The 17225-nt window shown below is 47.5% G+C and carries 15 protein-coding genes; 8 read left to right on the forward strand and 7 right to left on the reverse strand.

Translation table 11 applies throughout. The annotated features are described in order from the left end of the window. Positions 1-447 precede the first annotated feature (447 nt). From H6F56_RS19215 to H6F56_RS19225, 3 genes are all read left to right on the forward strand, one after another. The gene (locus tag H6F56_RS19215; protein WP_190671357.1) at positions 448-3420 is read left to right on the forward strand and encodes a PAS domain S-box protein; all 2973 of its coding nucleotides are present in this window, start codon (positions 448-450) and stop codon (positions 3418-3420) included. Between the two features lies 1 nt (position 3421). Next, positions 3422-3853 carry a response regulator gene (locus H6F56_RS19220; RefSeq protein WP_323799040.1) on the forward strand — a complete coding sequence of 144 codons (432 nt, stop codon included), beginning with the start codon at positions 3422-3424 and terminating at the stop codon, positions 3851-3853. A gap of 332 nt (positions 3854-4185) precedes the next feature. After that, on the forward strand, positions 4186-6516 hold the full coding sequence (locus tag H6F56_RS19225; protein ID WP_190671359.1) for a GAF domain-containing protein: 2331 nt from the start codon (positions 4186-4188) through the stop codon (positions 6514-6516). Between the two features lie 100 nt (positions 6517-6616). Here H6F56_RS19225 and H6F56_RS19230 read toward each other — a convergent pair whose 3' ends face one another. After that, entirely contained in the window at positions 6617-7129 is a 513-nt protein-coding gene (locus tag H6F56_RS19230) for a hypothetical protein (protein ID WP_190671361.1), read from the reverse strand. A gap of 418 nt (positions 7130-7547) precedes the next feature. On the opposite strand from H6F56_RS19230, the gene H6F56_RS19235 reads away from it, so the two are divergent. After that, positions 7548-9467: a StlD/DarB family beta-ketosynthase gene (locus H6F56_RS19235; RefSeq protein WP_190671364.1), complete on the forward strand. Its 1920-nt coding sequence runs from the start codon at positions 7548-7550 to the stop codon at positions 9465-9467. Next, positions 9467-10405: a DUF6999 family protein gene (locus tag H6F56_RS19240; RefSeq protein ID WP_242032080.1), complete on the forward strand. Its 939-nt coding sequence runs from the start codon at positions 9467-9469 to the stop codon at positions 10403-10405. Before H6F56_RS19235 ends, H6F56_RS19240 begins: the two co-directional genes overlap by 1 nt. A 174-nt stretch (positions 10406-10579) precedes the next feature. On the opposite strand, the gene H6F56_RS19245 is transcribed toward H6F56_RS19240, so the two are convergent. From H6F56_RS19245 to H6F56_RS19270, 6 genes are all read right to left on the reverse strand, one after another. Then, a complete protein-coding gene (locus H6F56_RS19245) occupies positions 10580-11533 on the reverse strand; it encodes an asparaginase (protein WP_190671366.1) in 954 nt (317 codons plus the stop codon). Between the two features lie 74 nt (positions 11534-11607). Then, positions 11608-12120, reverse strand: a complete 513-nt coding sequence (locus tag H6F56_RS19250; protein WP_190671368.1) for a CGLD27 family protein — start codon at positions 12118-12120, stop codon at positions 11608-11610. A gap of 4 nt (positions 12121-12124) precedes the next feature. Next, positions 12125-12541, reverse strand: a complete 417-nt coding sequence (gene rsfS / locus H6F56_RS19255; RefSeq protein WP_190671370.1) for a ribosome silencing factor — start codon at positions 12539-12541, stop codon at positions 12125-12127. 123 nt (positions 12542-12664) lie between these two features. After that, positions 12665-13279, reverse strand: a complete 615-nt coding sequence (gene yqeK / locus H6F56_RS19260) for a bis(5'-nucleosyl)-tetraphosphatase (symmetrical) YqeK (protein WP_190671372.1) — start codon at positions 13277-13279, stop codon at positions 12665-12667. Between the two features lie 86 nt (positions 13280-13365). Continuing rightward, the gene (locus tag H6F56_RS19265) at positions 13366-13611 is read right to left on the reverse strand and encodes a hypothetical protein (RefSeq protein WP_190671374.1); all 246 of its coding nucleotides are present in this window, start codon (positions 13609-13611) and stop codon (positions 13366-13368) included. A 3-nt stretch (positions 13612-13614) separates the two neighbouring features. Continuing rightward, positions 13615-14856 (reverse strand): glycosyltransferase family 4 protein, encoded by a 1242-nt coding sequence (locus H6F56_RS19270; RefSeq protein WP_190671375.1) that lies wholly within the window; start codon positions 14854-14856, stop codon positions 13615-13617. A 224-nt stretch (positions 14857-15080) separates the two neighbouring features. Here H6F56_RS19270 and H6F56_RS19275 point away from each other — a divergent pair, with 224 nt between their 5' ends. The 3 genes from H6F56_RS19275 (at position 15081) to H6F56_RS19285 (ending at position 17032) form a co-directional block, all read left to right on the forward strand. Beyond that, positions 15081-15230 (forward strand): hypothetical protein, encoded by a 150-nt coding sequence (locus H6F56_RS19275; protein ID WP_190671377.1) that lies wholly within the window; start codon positions 15081-15083, stop codon positions 15228-15230. 260 nt (positions 15231-15490) lie between these two features. Continuing rightward, a complete protein-coding gene (locus H6F56_RS19280; RefSeq protein ID WP_190671379.1) occupies positions 15491-16036 on the forward strand; it encodes a hypothetical protein in 546 nt (181 codons plus the stop codon). A 108-nt stretch (positions 16037-16144) separates the two neighbouring features. Continuing rightward, positions 16145-17032, forward strand: a complete 888-nt coding sequence (locus tag H6F56_RS19285; RefSeq protein WP_190671381.1) for a hypothetical protein — start codon at positions 16145-16147, stop codon at positions 17030-17032. Positions 17033-17225: the final 193 nt, after the last annotated feature.

Genomic DNA, 17225 nt, shown 5'->3' on the forward strand with positions numbered 1-17225 from the left:
CAGATCAAGGTAAAACTCTGAACTCCTCGATAATTTACTTTTAGGATTTATCCAAGTCAAGTAAAGTAGGTTGACTGAGTGCAAGAGACTGCTGCTGATATCTGGCAGGTTAAGAATGTGCTATCAGTAATTAAGTGTATGTTGGCATAATCAGCAAAGCCGGCACAAACGTGTGACCCACTGGCCATGCATCTAGCACACAAAATCGACGTTTGATAAATATAGCCGCCCTCGGCGCTCCAGAGTTGAGATACCTAGAAAAACCTCTCCGCCTATAGATACCTTCAAACCTTGCAATACCCCTATCATCAAGAATTAAGACACTTTATTATCATGAATCTAGAACCGGCTAAAGCAATCAATGCGCTCAAGTTAGGTTGTGCACCATAAAAATAGAGACTTTTGAGCTTGTACAAGACAACATTACCCTAACGGGGAGAATCATCCATGAATGCCTTCGCGCCCAAACACCGGCGCTCCCGATGGTTTAATCTAGAGGTGCGCCGGCAAGGAGCGCTGATTATTGCCATCCCGGTCACCTGTCTGGTTACCTCATTGATTGCAATCGCTTGTTTGCGGGATATCGTTTCTAATGGTCGAAAACAAGAAGATCACAGCAGGCAAGTTGTGATAGAAGTCAATCGCGCACTCACAAATATTGTGAGTGCTGAAACCGGCATCCGGGCTTACGCCCTTACCAAGCGTCCTGAATTTCTAGAACCCTATCAAGCGGCCAAGAGCAATTTGCCTGAGTCGCTAAAAAAACTTAGGAGTTTGGTTCAAAACAATCCCTCCCAAGCGCAACAAATCAAACAAATTCAACAAAGCGCTCAAGAAAGGATGAGCAGCTTTGAGCAAACGCTGATATTAATCAATCGTTTGGGCAAAACAACCAGCACATCGCCACAACTGAACGCTCAGCTGGTTGAGGGCAAATTGAGAATGGATACCTTGCGCCGGGAGATCGCTCAGTTTAGCACTGAAGAAGAAACCCGGTTGGGTCAGCTCAAGCGTTACGTCGTGCGAATGCGGGATCTCACCACCGGCTTTCAGTGGTTCGCCTTATTTTTTGGCTTGATCGGTGCGGGGACAGCTTGGCAATTATTTGACCGTTTAGAGCGCCAGCTCAGGAAGCGAGAAATAAGTTTGCAAGAAAGTAAAATTCGCATCCAAGCCGTTGTAGACAACGCCGCAGATGGAATTATCACCCTCGATGAGCGAGGGAACATTGAGTCTTTCAACCCTGCTGCAGAGCGGATCTTTGGCTATAAAATGGCACAAGTCACAGGGATGAATATCAGGCAGCTAATAGCGGAGCCGGCTCGCGAAGGTACGAGCAGCGATTCATTCAACTACTTTTTAGCCACCCCAACCGCTAAAATCAGCTGCTGCCAGCGAGAAACCACGGGACGGCGCGAGGACGGCATCAGCTTCCCAATGGATTTAGCCATCAGCGAAATGCATCTCGCCCCAGAGCGCCTGTTCATTGCGATTTGCCGCGACATTACCGAGCGCCAGCAAGCCGATGAAACCGTGCGAAGCCAAGCACAACTGCTCGATTTGGCCAATGACAGCATCATCGTGCGCGACTTAAACGATAGAATTACCTACTGGAATCAGGGTGCCAGACATCTGTACGGATGGAAAAGTAAAGAAATACTCGGCCAAGAAGTTCACACGCTGTTAAAAACAGAATTTCCCCAACCCCTGGAGGCAATTAAACAAACGTTGCTCAATCAAGGCCGGTGGGAAGGACAGCTGGAACACACCAAGCGAGATGGGACAAAAGTGACCGTTTCCAGCCGGTGGACGCTACAGCGAGACGAAGAAGGCCAGCCGGCAGCCATCTTAGAAATTAATAACGATGTTACAGAGCGCCAGCGTTGGGTGCAAGTGCTGCGCGACTCACAGCAAATGTTACAGCTGGTGATGGACAACATCCCCCAGTTTATCTTTTGGAAAGATTGCAATTCCGTTTACCTGGGCTGCAATGACAACATTGCGTCGCTATTCGATTTAAATAGTCGCGCAGATATCATTGGGCTGACTGACTACGATTTGCCGCTCAATCGCGAGGAAGCAGAACGCTATCATGCCCTTGACCGGCAGGTAATGGAAACAAACACGCCCATCTATCACATGGTTGAACCGTTATCCTTAAATTTGCCTGATCGCAAAACGATTTGGGTCGATGCTAATAAAGTTCCCCTCACCGATGGAGCCGGCAATGTCGTGGGAATTTTAGGAACCTTTGAGGATATCACGGAGCGCCTGCACTCGGAGGCGGCTTTAGCCGAGAGCGAACAGCGCTTCCGTGTCAGCTTCGAGCAGGCGGCTGTGGGGATGGCCCAAGCCAACCTAGAGGGCCGGTTGATTATGGTGAATCAAAAGCTCTGTGAAATTATCGGTTACAGCCGCGAAGAACTTCTGCAAATGAAGTTTCAAGAGTTTACTCACCCAGACGACCTCAACGCAGAGCTAGAATCCTTGCATCAACTGTTAGCCGGTGAAATTGAAAACTACTCGATAGAGAAGCGTTACATCCGCAAAGATCGATTGCCGGTGTGGGTCAATATTAGTGTCTCGCTGCTGCGCGATTCCAATGGTGAACAAACGCTGATGGGAGCCGTTGAAGACATTACGTTTCGCAAGCAGGCGGAAGAAGCACTGCGAGGGCGAGCAGAAGAACTTTCACGCACCACAGCAATTTTGGCAAGAACTACCGCAAATTTAAAGAAACGCAATCAGGAACTCGACCAGTTTGCCTATGTCGTCTCCCACGACTTGAAAGCACCGCTACGGGCGATCTCTAACCTCAGCAGCTGGATAGAAGAAGACCTTGAAGAACACTTAACCGAGGATACCCGGCATCAAATGAACCTGCTGCGCGGGCGCGTTCACCGCATGGAAGCGCTGATTGAGGCGCTGTTGCAGTATTCTCGTGTTGGGCGCATAAAAAGTGCGTTAGAAACTGTCAGCGTTGCTGATTTGCTAGAAGATGTGCTTGATTCTCTGGCTCCACCGGCATCGTTCACTGTCGAAGTTGAACCGGAAATGCCGGCACTGGAGACAGAACGGTTACTCTTAGAGCAGGTTTTTGCCAATTTGATTGGCAATGCCATTAAACATAACCACCGGCAAGCCGGTCATGTGAAAATATCAGTAAAAGACCTCGGAGATTTTTACGAGTTTGCTGTGGCTGATGACGGCCCTGGCATTGCCCCTGAATATCATGAAAAAGTGTTTGTTATCTTTCAGACTTTGGAAGCTCGCGATAAGGTCGAGAACACCGGCATCGGTCTGTCGCTTGTTAAAAAAACTGTAGAAAACCAGGGGGGAACCGTCAAGCTAGCATCCCAGGCAGGTCAAGGCGCTACTTTTAGCTTTACCTGGCCAAAGCAACCTATTGAACACCACTAAAATGATGGAAGAAACGATGATTCATCTCCTGCTTGTAGAGGACGATGAGGTTGATGTGATGAATGTCCGACGAGCATTTAAAAAAAACAACATCACGAATCCTCTCTACGTGGCAAATAATGGTTTAGAAGCGCTGTTTATGTTACGCGGCAATGGGGAAGCGCCGTTGATTCCGGCTAAGCGCCGCCTAATTTTGCTCGATATCAATATGCCCAAAATGAATGGAATTGAGTTTTTACGGGAATTGCGTGCGGACAATTCCCTGAAATCCATCCCAGTGATTGTCCTGACGACCTCGAATGAAGATAAAGATAAGGTGGAAGCTTATCACTTAAATGTTGCGGGATACATTCTTAAACCCGTAACATTCTCTAGCTTTGTTGATGCGATTGCGACGCTTAACAAATATTGGACACTGAGTGAAATTCCTTAGGGAAAAGCGGTTTTTCAGGGCTGGATGCTGAATTTGATCAGGTTATCCGGAAAGATTGAGTGGGGCGATGTAATGCGTGCCTGCAACCACACCCACTCATCCTAAACACAGGTAGGCTGAGTGCCGGCATCCAACAAGCTTAGAATTTTCAGTTAATTTGTGAGTTTATTTAATTTTCAATGCTTAATTTATAAGTTTTCTCCTGTCATGAACCCTAAGTTTTTAGATAGGAATTGCTTACTTTAACCGACATTAAATCCCCCTTGGGGGGGATGGCACCGCAGGGCAACTACCAATTAAATCGAAGGAAGCACAGCTGAAAGCGGATGGTCATGGAAGAAACTTTTGAAATCTTAGTGGTTGATGATGATGAAGTGGATCGCATGGCAGTCTGCCGAGCGCTGAAAGCTGCGGGTTTGGCGGTGGAAGTTTCGGAAGCTGCTGATTATGCGGGAGCGATCGCCGCGTTGAAACTACAATCTTTTGATTGCGTGTTGGTTGACTACTGCCTGCCAGATGCGGATGGCATCGCTCTGGTGCAAGCGGTGCGTGATGCCGGCATCAATGTTGCAGTCATTGCCCTAACAGGTCAGGAAGACGCGCAAGTTGCGGTTGAGCTAATGAAAGCTGGAGCGTCTGACTATCTTTCTAAGGGGAAACTCTCACCAGAAATTTTATCGAGCCGGCTGCACAATGTTATTCGCATTCACCGAGCTGAAATCCAAGCAGCCCAAGCAACCGAAAAGCTGAAGGAAAGTGAAGAGCGCTATCGGCTAGTTTTGGAAGGCTCTAACGATGGCATTTGGGATTGGGATATTTCTCACAATAAGCTTTATTCTAATGATCGATTTTTTGAGATTATAGGTGTTCCTAGAAGTGAATTTTATTACGGAAGTTTAGAATATTTTTACGAACGCATTCACCCGGACGATCAGCTTAGAATTAAAGATGCCATTGTCTCCCATTTAGAGTTGGGAGGAGATTGCAATTTAGAGTTACGCATTCGCCACGCTAACGGACAATACCGCTATTGCTCCTGTCGGGGAAAAGCTCAGCGAAATGAGCAGGGAATGGCGGTGCGAGTCGCCGGCACGATTAGTGATATCACAGAGCGCAAGCAAGCGGAAAAAGAGTTACTGAAGCAGCACCAACGGTCGCACTTATTTGCTGAATTGACACTTAAAATCCGCCAGTCTTTGCAAATTGAAGAAATTCTTCAAACCACAGTTAACGAAATTCTCCAACTGCTGGGAACTGATCGAGTGGTTATTTACCGGATCTGGCAAGATGGTTCAGGAACGGTGGTTACAGAAGCAGCGCTTCCCGGCATTAAAGCAATTGAGGGACAAAATATTATAGACACTTGTTTTCGAGAGTCATACATAGAGCGATACCGGGGGGGGCGAATTAGTGCGATCACTGACGTGGCACAGGCGAACCTGCAACCTTGCCATGCGGAATTGTTAAACCGGCTGGATGTGAAAGCAAACTTGGTGGTGCCGATTCTGCAACGGGACGAATTGTGGGGCTTGTTGATCGCCCATCAGTGCGCCAATGCACGCCAGTGGACAAGCTTTGAGACTGAACTTTTGCAACAATTGGCTGATCAAGTGAGCATTGCGTTGGCTCAAGCTCAACTTCTAGAGAGAGAAACGCGTGCCTCCCAGCAACTAGCTGAGCAAAATATCACGCTAGGGCAAGCTTTAGAGGATCTCAAACAAACGCAAGCCCAGCTGATTCAAGCAGAAAAAATGTCTGGTTTGGGACAGTTGGTTGCCGGCATCGCTCATGAAATTAACAACCCAGTAACGTTTATTTACAGCAATATTACGCCGGCACAACAATATATTCAAGATTTATTAGCTCTGCTGAATCTGTACCAGGAATACTATCCCGACCCGGTGCCGGCAATTCAAGTTGCCGCCGAAGAACTTGACATCGATTTCATAATATCAGATTTAATTAAGGTGCTGTCGTCAATGAAAGTCGGGGCTGAACGTATTCGCCAGATCGTGTTATCTTTACGAAACTTTTCACGACTGGATGAAGCGAAAATGAAGCCGGTTGATATTCACGAAGGACTTGATAATACTTTATTGCTGTTGCAACACCGGCTAGAAGAAAAGACGGATTCTCACAATATAGAGATTGTCAAAGAATATGGCAACTTACCGCCGGTTGAATGTCATGCCGGCCAGCTCAACCAAGTGTTTATGAATATCCTCAGCAATGCGATTGAAGTCCTGGAGGAAGCAGAGAAGCATGAGGTCTCTGAGGGAAATGGAAATCATCATTCTAAAGCTGCCTTGCCTTGTATTCGCATTCGCACGGAAGCAGCCGGTTCTGAGTACGTGAGTATCTCAATTTCTGACAACGGTCCCGGTATGACGGAAGAAGTGTGCCGGCGTCTGTTTGAGCCGTTTTTTACAACGAAGCCGGTGGGTAAAGGGACGGGGTTGGGATTGGCGATCAGTTATCAAATTGTGGTTGAAAAACACGGGGGTGAACTGCAATGTATTTCAGCCCCCGGAGAGGGGGCAACGTTTGTGATTAAAATCCCAATTCAGCAAGACTCGCCGGCACGTAACATTCAAGGAGATAGTTGTCCTTTGCTGTCACACCCTCAGAGAAAAGCCGTTGAAGTTTTGGAACCGAACAGTTAAGCTAATTCGGGTTTATTTTTGTTTTTTTACCCCAGATAGGTTAACCGTTGGGGTCTAGGGATTATAAGTTTTAAAATTTTTGTCATAGTTTTTTTTCTGTTTATGAATCCCAAGCGCCGGCGTTTTGAATGCCATACTCTTGTCGCAGGGAATTTAAGTCTTGATCCATTACGGTATTCGCATCAATATAAGCATCAATCTTTTTGCGAACTGTACCGCCTTGAGCAACGCCTTGCCAGTAAAATTGCCAGACTTGCAGAGGATCGTAATAAGTAGAACCCCAAGATTTCCCGCGCAGCGACTGCCAAAGCAGTTCTAGAAATACAAGAAAACTCTGAGCGTAATAATACCAGGGTCTGCGCCAAGTCAGGGCGCTGAGCAAAAAGCCGATTAGCCGTAATTCTTGCTCTAAATTGGTGTTATAGCCGGTGACAACGTGCATGATATCGTGCCGCTGCAAGTCACGCCAGGGAATGCGAATTCTTCCTACCCAAAGGTCTTGATTTTGGACAAAACTAGGATTCGCTCGGTAATATTTTTCCAAACCCTGGCGCAGCGTCAAGCTTTCCGGTTTGCCGGTTGTATCGGGGTCAGGGGTAACAGTTTCACTCATCAGGCAAGAATTTTTGATGATTTTTACTGTGCCGATTCTGCCTGGAGGTTGTGTCAAAGCTAAAGACCGTATGACAGTTTTAAAATTGTCCGGTAAAAGTTTAACTTTTAGCCCTAGTTCTCAATTTTTATAAAAAGCTTGGTTCTCAATCAAAGCTAGGTTTCCACTCTGATTTTAGCAGATTTATCAATAGTCGATTAAACAATTTGTTATTCTGTCTAACGGGTGCCAGTTGCGAAAACTGCCACATGAATTTAAATTTTAACGGCTCAGCTCTCTACATTCAAATCATGTTCACTGGGTTATTTATCAGCGGTTAAAGCTATAACTCCGGAATTTTAGCGCTTCCAATCGCTTGAAAATCTTCAACTCAGATGATTTCATAGAAACTGGTTTACTTTTACCCAAATAATTTACTATGTACAGTGCTTACATCAACAGCATCGGTAAGTTTTTGCCTGGAAATCCGGTTAGTAATGATCAAATGGAAGACTACCTGGGTAAAGTTGGGGGACGCCCTTCTAAAGTTAAGAACCGAATTCTCAAAAGCAATGGTATTCAGCAGCGCTATTACGCTCTTGATAGCCAGCAAAATACCACCTATCTTAACAGTCAAATGGCGGCTTCTGCGGTGCGAGATGCCCTTTCTCAAATCGATCTAGAACCGACAGCAATTGATTTACTGGCTTGCGGCACAAGTTGGCCAGATTTATTGGTTCCGGGATTTGCGAGTATGGTACATGGGGAATTACCTGAATTCTCTCCTTTGGAAACGCTTTCTAGTCAAGGGGTGTGCTGTGCCGGCGTGGCTGCTTTGAAATATGCCACTTCTCAAGTTCAGCTAGGGACAAAACGGGCAGCTTTTGCTGTGGCGTCTGAATTAGCTTCTCGCTTGTTTAAACACACTAATTTTGAAGCAGAGGAAGCGGTTAAATCAGGACAGCCGCTTTCATTTGATACCGAGTTTTTGCGTTGGATGCTTTCGGATGGTGCCGGGGCAGTTTTACTACAAAATCATCCGAATGCAACAGGCATTAGTTTGAAAATTGAGTGGATTGAACTAATTTCTCACGCCAATGCTTACCCGGTTTGTATGTATGCCGGCGCGGAAGATGCCACGGCTCAAAAAAGTTGGATGGATTATTCCTCTTATGTATCTGCGGCAACAGCAGGGGCAATCAACTTACGACAGAATATTCGCTTGCTCGATAATGTCATTAAATTAGGCGTTGAAGGTTGGCTGAAGTTAATAGAATTAGGCCGGGTTTGTCCTGAAGACATTGATTGGTTACTCTGCCATTACTCTTCGCATTTCTTCCGGGGTCAAATTGTTGAGTTGCTAGAAAAAGCCGGCTGCATGATTCCGGAAGAAAAATGGTTTACAAATCTCTACACACGGGGCAACACCGGCTGTGCTTCTATTTACTTAATGCTGGAAGAACTTTTCCATTCTGGCAAGTTGCAACCTGGTCAAAAAATCTTCTGCTTTGTGCCAGAAAGCGGGCGATTTACAACGGCTTATATGATGTTGAGTGTAGTTGACTCGTCTTCTGGGGTGGGAGTTGCGCCTGTGACATCGCAACCGGCATCAACTGCCCTTTTTGCAGCCGGCAAGGGAGAATCGGATATGTCTATGAATTTCTATGAAACTACGCCACTAGAGAGCATCAAACTCGGAAATGAAGAATCCTCCCAAGCTTATTTGTTGCGTGAGCTAGCGCAAGTTTGGTTAGGATTTGAGCGCCAAATTCGTTCTGTGCCGGTGGTGCGAAAATTACACCGGGGTGAATTCACTCTCGAAGACTATAAAGCACTGTTGCGAAACCTCCGTCCTCAAGTCGTGGAAGGCGCACGATGGATTGCTCGCGCCGCTTCAAATATGATAGATTTCCGCTTACGTTCCACCTTCATCGGTCATGCACAGGACGAGCATCGCGACTATCAAATGCTTGAACGTAATTATACCTCTGTGGGAGGTGCCTTAGACGAAATTGTGAACGCTGAGAAAAACATCGGAAGTGAAGCGCTTTCAGCATTTATTTTTCATCAGGCATCGCGAGAAAATCCGGTAGATTTAATCGGCAGTATGTTTATTATTGAAGGTTTAGGAAATCAGCTTGCCGGCCAATGGGCTGTCCAGATTAAACAAACTCTGGGATTGCGAGATGAGCAAGTTTCTTTCTTAGCTTATCACGGCACGAATGATGAATTGCATATCGGTAAATTGGAAGCTTTAATCAATGCAGAATGGATGACGGAAGAGATTGCCCGCCGCATTGTGAAAACGGCTCAAGTAACGGCTCGTTTGTACTTGCTGCAACTAGAGGAAATCCATTAATGGAAAATTTGAATTATGAGACGGTTGTGAGCCAACAAAATGCCGAACTCACAACCACAGCAGAAGCAACGGAAATTTATACACCCAAACCCCGTGATCGCAGAAATCCGAATACTTGGGACACGCTTTATTTAGATGGTGCAATTCCCGTGAATCCCGTAGCAAAAGCTTACATGATTCAGGATTTGCAAAGCTGGACGCGCAACTATTTGCTCATTCCCATAAAGTTGTTAGCCAATGTGATGCTGGCAGTAATTATGACGGTTAAGCGCTTGCTGCCGTTTCAATTTAACGCTTACGGGTTGATGCACAAATCGGCAGCTTTTTTCCTTAACAATTTTGTCTCACCGGCAGCGTGTTATCTAATTGTAAGACACATTTGTATCGGCTCTAATATTATCAATTTCCTCATTGATAATGGCCCTGATCCAACTCTAGAAAAATCCACCCTTTATCCTCGCACTGTTGATGATTTAGCAGACAGTGCCTTTCTGGAGCATGACCTAATTCTCTACAATTTTGTTTTAGATTATAATGAGGCGGAGCGAGCCAACCCCCAATGGCTGCAGCAAGTCAAACAGCGGGGTATTAACTACGATAGTATTGAGCCGGTGACGGTAGAAATTGACTTTCACAGCCGGCGTTGGTTGAGGATTCTGGATTTAGAATCTGCCATTGAGTTGTTTAAAGTATTTTACTCGCTGTGTTTAACCAGCGATGAATTTGCCAGAGCGGTTTTGTCGCTCCAACTTGATGAAAATATAGGAGTTTACATTGGCAGGCTCACGGACGATTATGACTGGCATCATGTCATTGCAAATCGTCATCCCCTTGCCCCTAACAGCCCTTTTAATGCGGCTCGTGACTTATTTTTGCACGGTATCATCAGTGAATATCTCTACCGCTATTTAGAGCTTCGCAAACAGCTAAGTTCTTAGGCAGTTAATGTGCCGGTTGATATTGAGGGATAGGAACTTATCTTTCCGCTATGTTTATCTGCGGTTAATAAATCAAAAAAATCAACCTTTCCAAAAAGTAAGGGCATCATATTCGGTACAATCAGTTCCCGAATGCGATGCCCTTACTCTCAGGTGGAACAAACGTTTCTACACCTAAAGCATAGAGAGTTCCCCAACGACATCCAAACGCATAAAGTCGTTCAGACTTGTGTAACTCTCCGAAAGCATTTCCGCCATCGAAGGAGTAATCCAACCCATTTGCTTGAGTAAGTGAATCGCGACGGCATATTTCGCCCGCTTAGCACCGTCGATTGCCTTGATCGCCAAACCCATGCCTTCGCCCACTCTGCCGATACACTGAATTCCTTCAGCGCCAGATTTACTCACCAACTCTCCCTCACTCAAGCGCATCAGTTGGGTATCAAATTCACCCTCTCCCGCCACCATGACTGGATGATGCGTCATGGCGCGGACAATGCGCTCCATATCCAAACTGCTGCCAGACGCCAACTGAGCGTACAGGGACGCCATTTGCGCCAGCTGCATAAAATAGGTGGGTGCGCCGCAGTCATCTCGTGCGCTGATAAATTCGGCTGCCGGCATCCGCAGCAGTTCGGCAACTTTCGTCAAAATCAGCTGCTGCACAGGATGGTTGCGCTGCAAATAAGAGGTGAGCGGCCAATTTCGCTGCCGGCTGACTGCAAGCATCCCGGCGTGTTTGCCTGAGCAGTTGTATTCCAACCGGCTGCGTTTACCTTCTGGAATCGGGCACTGCAGCGCAGACGGATCAACATCCGCTCGCCAGAGGATGTTAAAAGCTTGCCGCGATTGCTCAATAGTCCCTTTGTGAGAGCTACAGATAATCGCCAAGTCTTTGTCAGTTAAGCCGAAGCGTTCGAGGGTGCCGGTTGTGAGTACCGCTAGGGCTTGAAACGGCTTAAGGGCCGAACGTACAAAGGCGGCAGTTTCCGCATTGCCGGCCACAGATAAGACACGCCCCCGGCTGTCACATACGACGGCCTGGACTTGATGCTTCGATTCAATAATGCCTTCCCGCAACAGTCTGACTTCCAGTTGTGCGGCTTGAGTTCGTTTTCCCATTGTCATGGGTTAGACTTTATCACTTGAGGGGACAGGAAAATTATCAATTAAGAATTAAGAATCAAGAATTAAGAATTCATTCAAAACTTAAAACTTAAAAATTGCCAAGTTAGGCTACCGACAACGATTGCGAGTGCTAAAACTCCGAATGTGCGATGGAGCCGGCCTAAAATCGGTTGAATTTGGTGGGCGACAACGAGCCGGTCTCGCAGCAGCATTTCCGGGGTTTTTTGCCAGCACTGACCGTCATACCACCCGGACTCTTCATACACAACGGTAGAATCCAGCAGGCGATTTCGCACATACCACCAGCCTAAATACAGCCGCAGCAGCACCAGTGCCAGAATTAAACTGGCACCGGCTGCCCCGCTGAGGATAAATTGGCCAAGATACTTCTTTGGGACAAAACTCGATGCCGCTACCGGCCCTGAAATTGCCCAGCTGATGCCCCATACCCAGGCGATCCCGGTTAGATAACCCCGCAGATCGCTGATGCCCCAGCGAAAAAACCAAGACTCTTTCAGCTCTTGATACTCATTGAGCGGTTGCTGTTCGTCGGGGACGGGACATACAGACACAGAAGTATCCTTCATGGCGCTACTCTCTCCCTGGGCCGGCTGCTGAAAATTCTATCCGTTCGGCGTGGCCCCAAAAAGCCTCTAGATTGTAAAATTCTCGTTCTTTCGCCATCAAGACGTGAACAATCACTTCGCCGTAGTCTAGTAGCACCCAGCTGCCCTCTGCTTGCCCTTCAACACGCAAGGGAAGGCGCTGCCACTCGATTTCTATCTTGTCTTGAACAGACTGGGAAATTGCCCGTACCTGCACCCTGGAAAAGCCGGTGGCCATGACAAAATAATCTGCTAGGTAAGACACTTCTGCCACTCCCAGCAAAACAATATCCCCAGCTTTGCGGTCATCCGCCCCCTGGGCAGCCGTCATGGCAATGGCTCGACTGGTATCTGAGTTGAGCGTGCCGGTGTTGACTAAATCGACTTTGGAATAATCTGACATTAAATCTCCAAAATCACTATCTGTGGTAAATTCATGCTTGATGTTAATAACATCCCTAAATAATTTGGTGAAAGCGGGCCGAGCGATTTAAACATTCTATTCTGCCTTATTTGCCCACACAAATTATGCAGAAATGCAGCGATTTTCAGGGCTTGTGACTTTCTGCCCTTGAAGGGCTGTCAGTTGCAAAGCCCAGTTTCGGGTCAGTATGGTTCGGGGGTGAATCATCTGACGGGTTTCTAACAAGAATCCTAGCGAATAATCGCTGGTTCGCCAAACTGCTTGATAGAGATTTTGCCGGCTCACTTGCCGCATGGCGTTCAATTCCGCCGTGTCCCCACGACTGGGTTCTAAACTATCAGCGACAAACACCGCACAACAAAGCAAACTCATCGCCGGCCGGCCTAATGTGTGGTTGCGGATAGCTTGCAAGACTTCCGCGTCCCGCACCTCAAACTGATCCCTCGCGACAATGGCACTGACATCAGCATGGAGCAAATGCGGATTGGCTTCTAAGACTGAGTCTATCTCCAATCCTTCTTCCCGCGCCATCCCCAACAGTTTTTGGGGCTTAAAATATTTCGCCAGATCGTGCATTAAACCGGCTTGCGCTGCTTTTTCGGCATCAAGACCGTGATGATCGGCTAGCTCGACCGCCATTGCTTCCACGCCCAGAATATGTCTCAGGCGAGGTGGGGGAACGTTATCTGCTAACCAGGCTAAAACCCGATCTCGCATCACATTGGATAACTCCTTAAGCTCATTAATGACAAGGGTGAAGGTAAAGCTGTTAATACAGGATATTTGTATATTTTTCTTTCATTTTAGCCAAAATTTCTCGGAGAGTATTTGCCCTGCTTCAAAAACCAGCAACAGCAATTTAAGTATTTTAACGTATTTTTTCTGCCGGCCCGCGTCCCACCGGCTCGCCACGATTCAGCAGATTTGCGATAGAGTTGCACCCGATTTTCCCCGTGAAGGTCAAAGGCCGAAATAACTTGGCAACTTCGGACGCTGCTTGCCAGTTTGACCTTCAACTGTCCGCCCCTATTGCGCTTGTCATCTGCCATTCCCTATTTGCCGGTGCTGGCTTTTACGGCCTCAAACAACGCTTCATAGCGATCTAAAGCTTGCTCAAATCCATAATGCTCGATGGCGTACTGCCGGCCTTGACGACCGAACGCTTCAGCTTTATCGGGATTCTTGTACAAATCTAGAATGGCCGCTGCCAATGCCTCTGCGTCTTCTGGAGGCACGACGATGCCGCCACCGCTTTCCTTAACGGCTTTTGCCGCAGTGCCGGTGGCGGGAACCGAGGCCACGATCGGGCGACCACTCGCAAGATGCAGGGGAATCTTGGACGGCATATTGAAGGAAATCACATTATGCTTTTGCAAGACTAAAGCCACATCAGCCCCTGCCAGAAGATCCGGCAAATGTTCGCGGTCTTGAAATGGCAAGAGCAAAACGGGAGGCGCACCACAGGCTTTGCGATAATCGCGCAATTCATGAATGGCGCTGGGTTCTCCCACAATCACAAAGGCAATCTCTGGAATGTGGCGCAAGCGGACGGATGCCTCAATAACGGTTTCTAAGCCTTGGGTGAGTCCTATATTGCCGGAGTAGAGCACCACAAATTTGTTGTTGAGCTGATGGGCGGCGCGGAAGGGGTTGTCTTCTTTGGGCATCGGGCGGATGAAATTAACATCAACCCAGTTGGAAATTTTGACAATTTTACTGGCCGGCACTCCCTTCTGGAGCAAATTATCCACAAATCCATCCGCAATCACGCTGATCGTGTGTGCGTTGTGGTAGGCAAATTTTTCCAGGGATTCAAAGACGCCAATCATCGCTTTGTTTTTGAGCAAACCCACGTGGACGGCGGCTTCTGGCAGAATGTCTTGAACATTAAGCACGACAGGACACTGGCGAATCCACCCCAGCATACTTGCCGGCAAGCCAATGGGCAGGGGTGGCACAGTCGCTAAGATGACTTCCGGCGGCCAACTTTTGAGGGCGTGTACCATGCTGGTACAGACAAAGCTGGCATCCAGCAATATCCGGTCAACCAGGTTAGGATGCGGCCCACGAATCCACAGGGTGCTGCGCTGGATGGTGACATCGTTTCTGCGTTCGGTCATGTACCACCGGCCTTGGTAGCCTTGGTAGATTCGGCGTTCCGGATAGTTGGGCATCCCGGTGACGACGCGCAGTTGATGGCCTCGCGCCACTAAACCTTCTGCCAGTTCGGTCATCAGGGGGGCGATGCCGATTGGCTCTGGGTGGTAGTTGTAGGAATAAATTAAAATACGCATTGTCTGTAATCTATACCCGGTTGGCGGGGAAAGTGCTTGACTCAGTCTATATGGGGAGTGGGAGATTGAGTATGCTGCTGCCTGCCACTATCATGCCTCCTCTGGGTTCTGCGGCAGCAAGCGTGCGAATTGTATTAATTTTTATCTATTTATGTTTAACAATCAGTCGTGATTAATAGGCAATCGGTTATTTAAATAAAAGGTGGTAATTTGGGAGTTAAACGGTGCCGGTTGAGATCACGTGTATGTACAATAACTGCACTCTGAAAGAATTGCCGATTAACGGAGAGAGGGCCGGCATCAGCGCTGGCTCAGACACGATGGCCGGTGTAGTGCACGCTCTAGAGGCGTTTAATTGCCAAGCCAGAAACTGAGTGGCTCAGGGCTAGAGGCACAGACTAGAAGATGTGCGGGATATCGCATCGGCAAACCCTGAGCGGCGAATAGTGTTAAGAAAATCCTAGCTCAAGTGGGCCGGCACTCGGTTTGAGAGCAGTTGAATGCTTCTAGAGAGAGAGATTAACGAGCAGAGCCGATCACTCATCTGGAAAATCGCTTTAATGATAGCAGTATGATTCGCAACCACGCTCCAACACTGGAGCCACCTAAAAGAACAGAATCAAAGGAGCCTGCGATGATTTTTTCTCGTTTGCATAGAATTTTAGCGCCCTTGCTACTGTGTGTTTTGCTGCTGGTGACGGCTTGCACTGAAGCCAAAGCGCCCTCTCGCTGGGACGCGGCCCAACAAACCAGCACGCAGAAGCAACGCCCGCAGCAGCCCAGAGATGGGGCTGCCCCTGGCCAACCTGTCGCCGGCAAACCTGTAACAGGTGGCAACTTCAACAAATTCTTCCCCAAAGGCAGCGCTGGCTATAGCACTGTGCCGGCTCAGGAAAAAACCGGCTTTGCTGAGTATAAGTTGAACCAAGGTGGCAAAAATGTTGCCATGCTGTCTATTAATGACCTGGCCAATAACCCCACTGCCGCTCAGAAATTCCAGCAACCCAGCAAAACCATAGCCGGCTATCCTGCGGTCAACCAGGGGAATAACATCACGGCCCTTCTTGTCGGAGGTCGTTACCAAGTCAAGGTGCAATCCCGCGATCCCTCTTTTACACCGCAAGATCGCGAAGCTTGGCTGCAAAAATTTAACCTCAGCGGACTCTCCCGAGTCAAGTAATTTTAGGTGTTAGTGGTTAGTTGCCAGTTGTTTAACTGCACTAACAATTTTCTCCTATTTCTAACCCTGACTTTGCTTCGCTTACAAAACTCAAACAAGGAGCTAAAAATGAGCAAACCGATTTTTGAATTGGTTGATGAGTTGCCAACCAGCAACATGACTACGTTTGTCCTAAAATCGCTTGATTTTGCCGTGCCCGGTCAGTGGGAAAATGTTGTCGGTTTTACGAATACCATCAGGAAAGTTACTGGTGAAACTGACGAAGATTTGATTCAACAAATTGGTGAACGTGCGATTTTTCTTTACAACGATAAGTCACAAGGCTATCAGCGGGCGATGTGGCTTTACCAAACGGTTGACAGAACGGATAGAGCTTTAGGTGCAGCGGCGCTGGCTAATAAAGTCGGTGAAAAAATTCCCTTATTAGGTTTGTTAAACCGAGTCACTCCGAAAGCAAATAAAGCGCAAGCGATTGACTTGACTATTAAGCTGGTCGTTGAATTGGTGGCTTTTTGTCAAATCAACGGTATTCCTGGCGACAGTATTGGAGATTTTGTAGCATCCTTGGCTGACTACAGTGGCGAGTCTTTAATGCGGATGGCTGCTTTAGTTTGCATTGATGGTTTAGTTCCTCTCGGCCCTGATTTTATCCTGCAAGCACAATCAGCTATTTCTGGGATGAAGCCGGCAGAGTTAGAAGAAAATCAGACATTCCGGGATGTTAATGATTTGATCCCCGGAAATAATTCCGCTAGCAAGTTGGGCTTTATTGGCGAGAGTTTTAATTCCGTCACCGGCTGGATGAGTGGGTTTGTTTCTTCTCGCGGTTTGACGCCAGATAAGGTGGTTAGCAATTTGCAACGATTTGTTGAAATTTCTAATGATAAGTTGGACTATCTCGGTGCGTTTCTCGACGTGAGTACCAACTATTACGAACACACCGGCACTCAAACTTTGGCGCGTCGCTTAATTGAACGCGCTGTGGCTGAGATTTAGGAATCTGGTTCTGTAACCTCCTCTCCGGGTGCGGGGAGGGGGGTTTTTTTTAACCGCAGATGCACGCAGATAAACGCAGATGGGTTAACTGTTGGTGGCACAGATGGTTGGGAGGGGATTTTTTAACCACAGATGATAGCGCAGCGTGCCGCAGGCATACACAGATGAACAAAGATGAACGCAGATAAACGCA

The sequence above is a fragment of the Microcoleus sp. FACHB-672 genome, from assembly GCF_014695725.1.
Lineage (GTDB): Bacteria > Cyanobacteriota > Cyanobacteriia > Cyanobacteriales > Oscillatoriaceae > FACHB-68.

What these genes read in the sequence shown, in the direction of transcription:
- H6F56_RS19225 (WP_190671359.1), top strand. Translation starts at nt 4,186, where the DNA reads ATGGAAGAAACTTTTGAAATCTTAGTGGTTGATGATGATGAAGTGGAT.
- H6F56_RS19285 (WP_190671381.1), top strand. Translation starts at nt 16,145, where the DNA reads ATGAGCAAACCGATTTTTGAATTGGTTGATGAGTTGCCAACCAGCAAC.
- H6F56_RS19245 (WP_190671366.1), bottom strand. Translation starts at nt 11,533, where the DNA reads ATGACAATGGGAAAACGAACTCAAGCCGCACAACTGGAAGTCAGACTG.
- H6F56_RS19250 (WP_190671368.1), bottom strand. Translation starts at nt 12,120, where the DNA reads ATGAAGGATACTTCTGTGTCTGTATGTCCCGTCCCCGACGAACAGCAA.
- H6F56_RS19265 (WP_190671374.1), bottom strand. Translation starts at nt 13,611, where the DNA reads ATGGCAGATGACAAGCGCAATAGGGGCGGACAGTTGAAGGTCAAACTG.
- H6F56_RS19280 (WP_190671379.1), top strand. Translation starts at nt 15,491, where the DNA reads ATGATTTTTTCTCGTTTGCATAGAATTTTAGCGCCCTTGCTACTGTGT.
- H6F56_RS19215 (WP_190671357.1), top strand. Translation starts at nt 448, where the DNA reads ATGAATGCCTTCGCGCCCAAACACCGGCGCTCCCGATGGTTTAATCTA.
- H6F56_RS19235 (WP_190671364.1), top strand. Translation starts at nt 7,548, where the DNA reads ATGTACAGTGCTTACATCAACAGCATCGGTAAGTTTTTGCCTGGAAAT.
- H6F56_RS19270 (WP_190671375.1), bottom strand. Translation starts at nt 14,856, where the DNA reads ATGCGTATTTTAATTTATTCCTACAACTACCACCCAGAGCCAATCGGC.
- H6F56_RS19230 (WP_190671361.1), bottom strand. Translation starts at nt 7,129, where the DNA reads ATGAGTGAAACTGTTACCCCTGACCCCGATACAACCGGCAAACCGGAA.
- rsfS (WP_190671370.1), bottom strand. Translation starts at nt 12,541, where the DNA reads ATGTCAGATTATTCCAAAGTCGATTTAGTCAACACCGGCACGCTCAAC.
- H6F56_RS19220 (WP_323799040.1), top strand. Translation starts at nt 3,422, where the DNA reads ATGATGGAAGAAACGATGATTCATCTCCTGCTTGTAGAGGACGATGAG.
- yqeK (WP_190671372.1), bottom strand. Translation starts at nt 13,279, where the DNA reads ATGCGAGATCGGGTTTTAGCCTGGTTAGCAGATAACGTTCCCCCACCT.
- H6F56_RS19240 (WP_242032080.1), top strand. Translation starts at nt 9,467, where the DNA reads ATGGAAAATTTGAATTATGAGACGGTTGTGAGCCAACAAAATGCCGAA.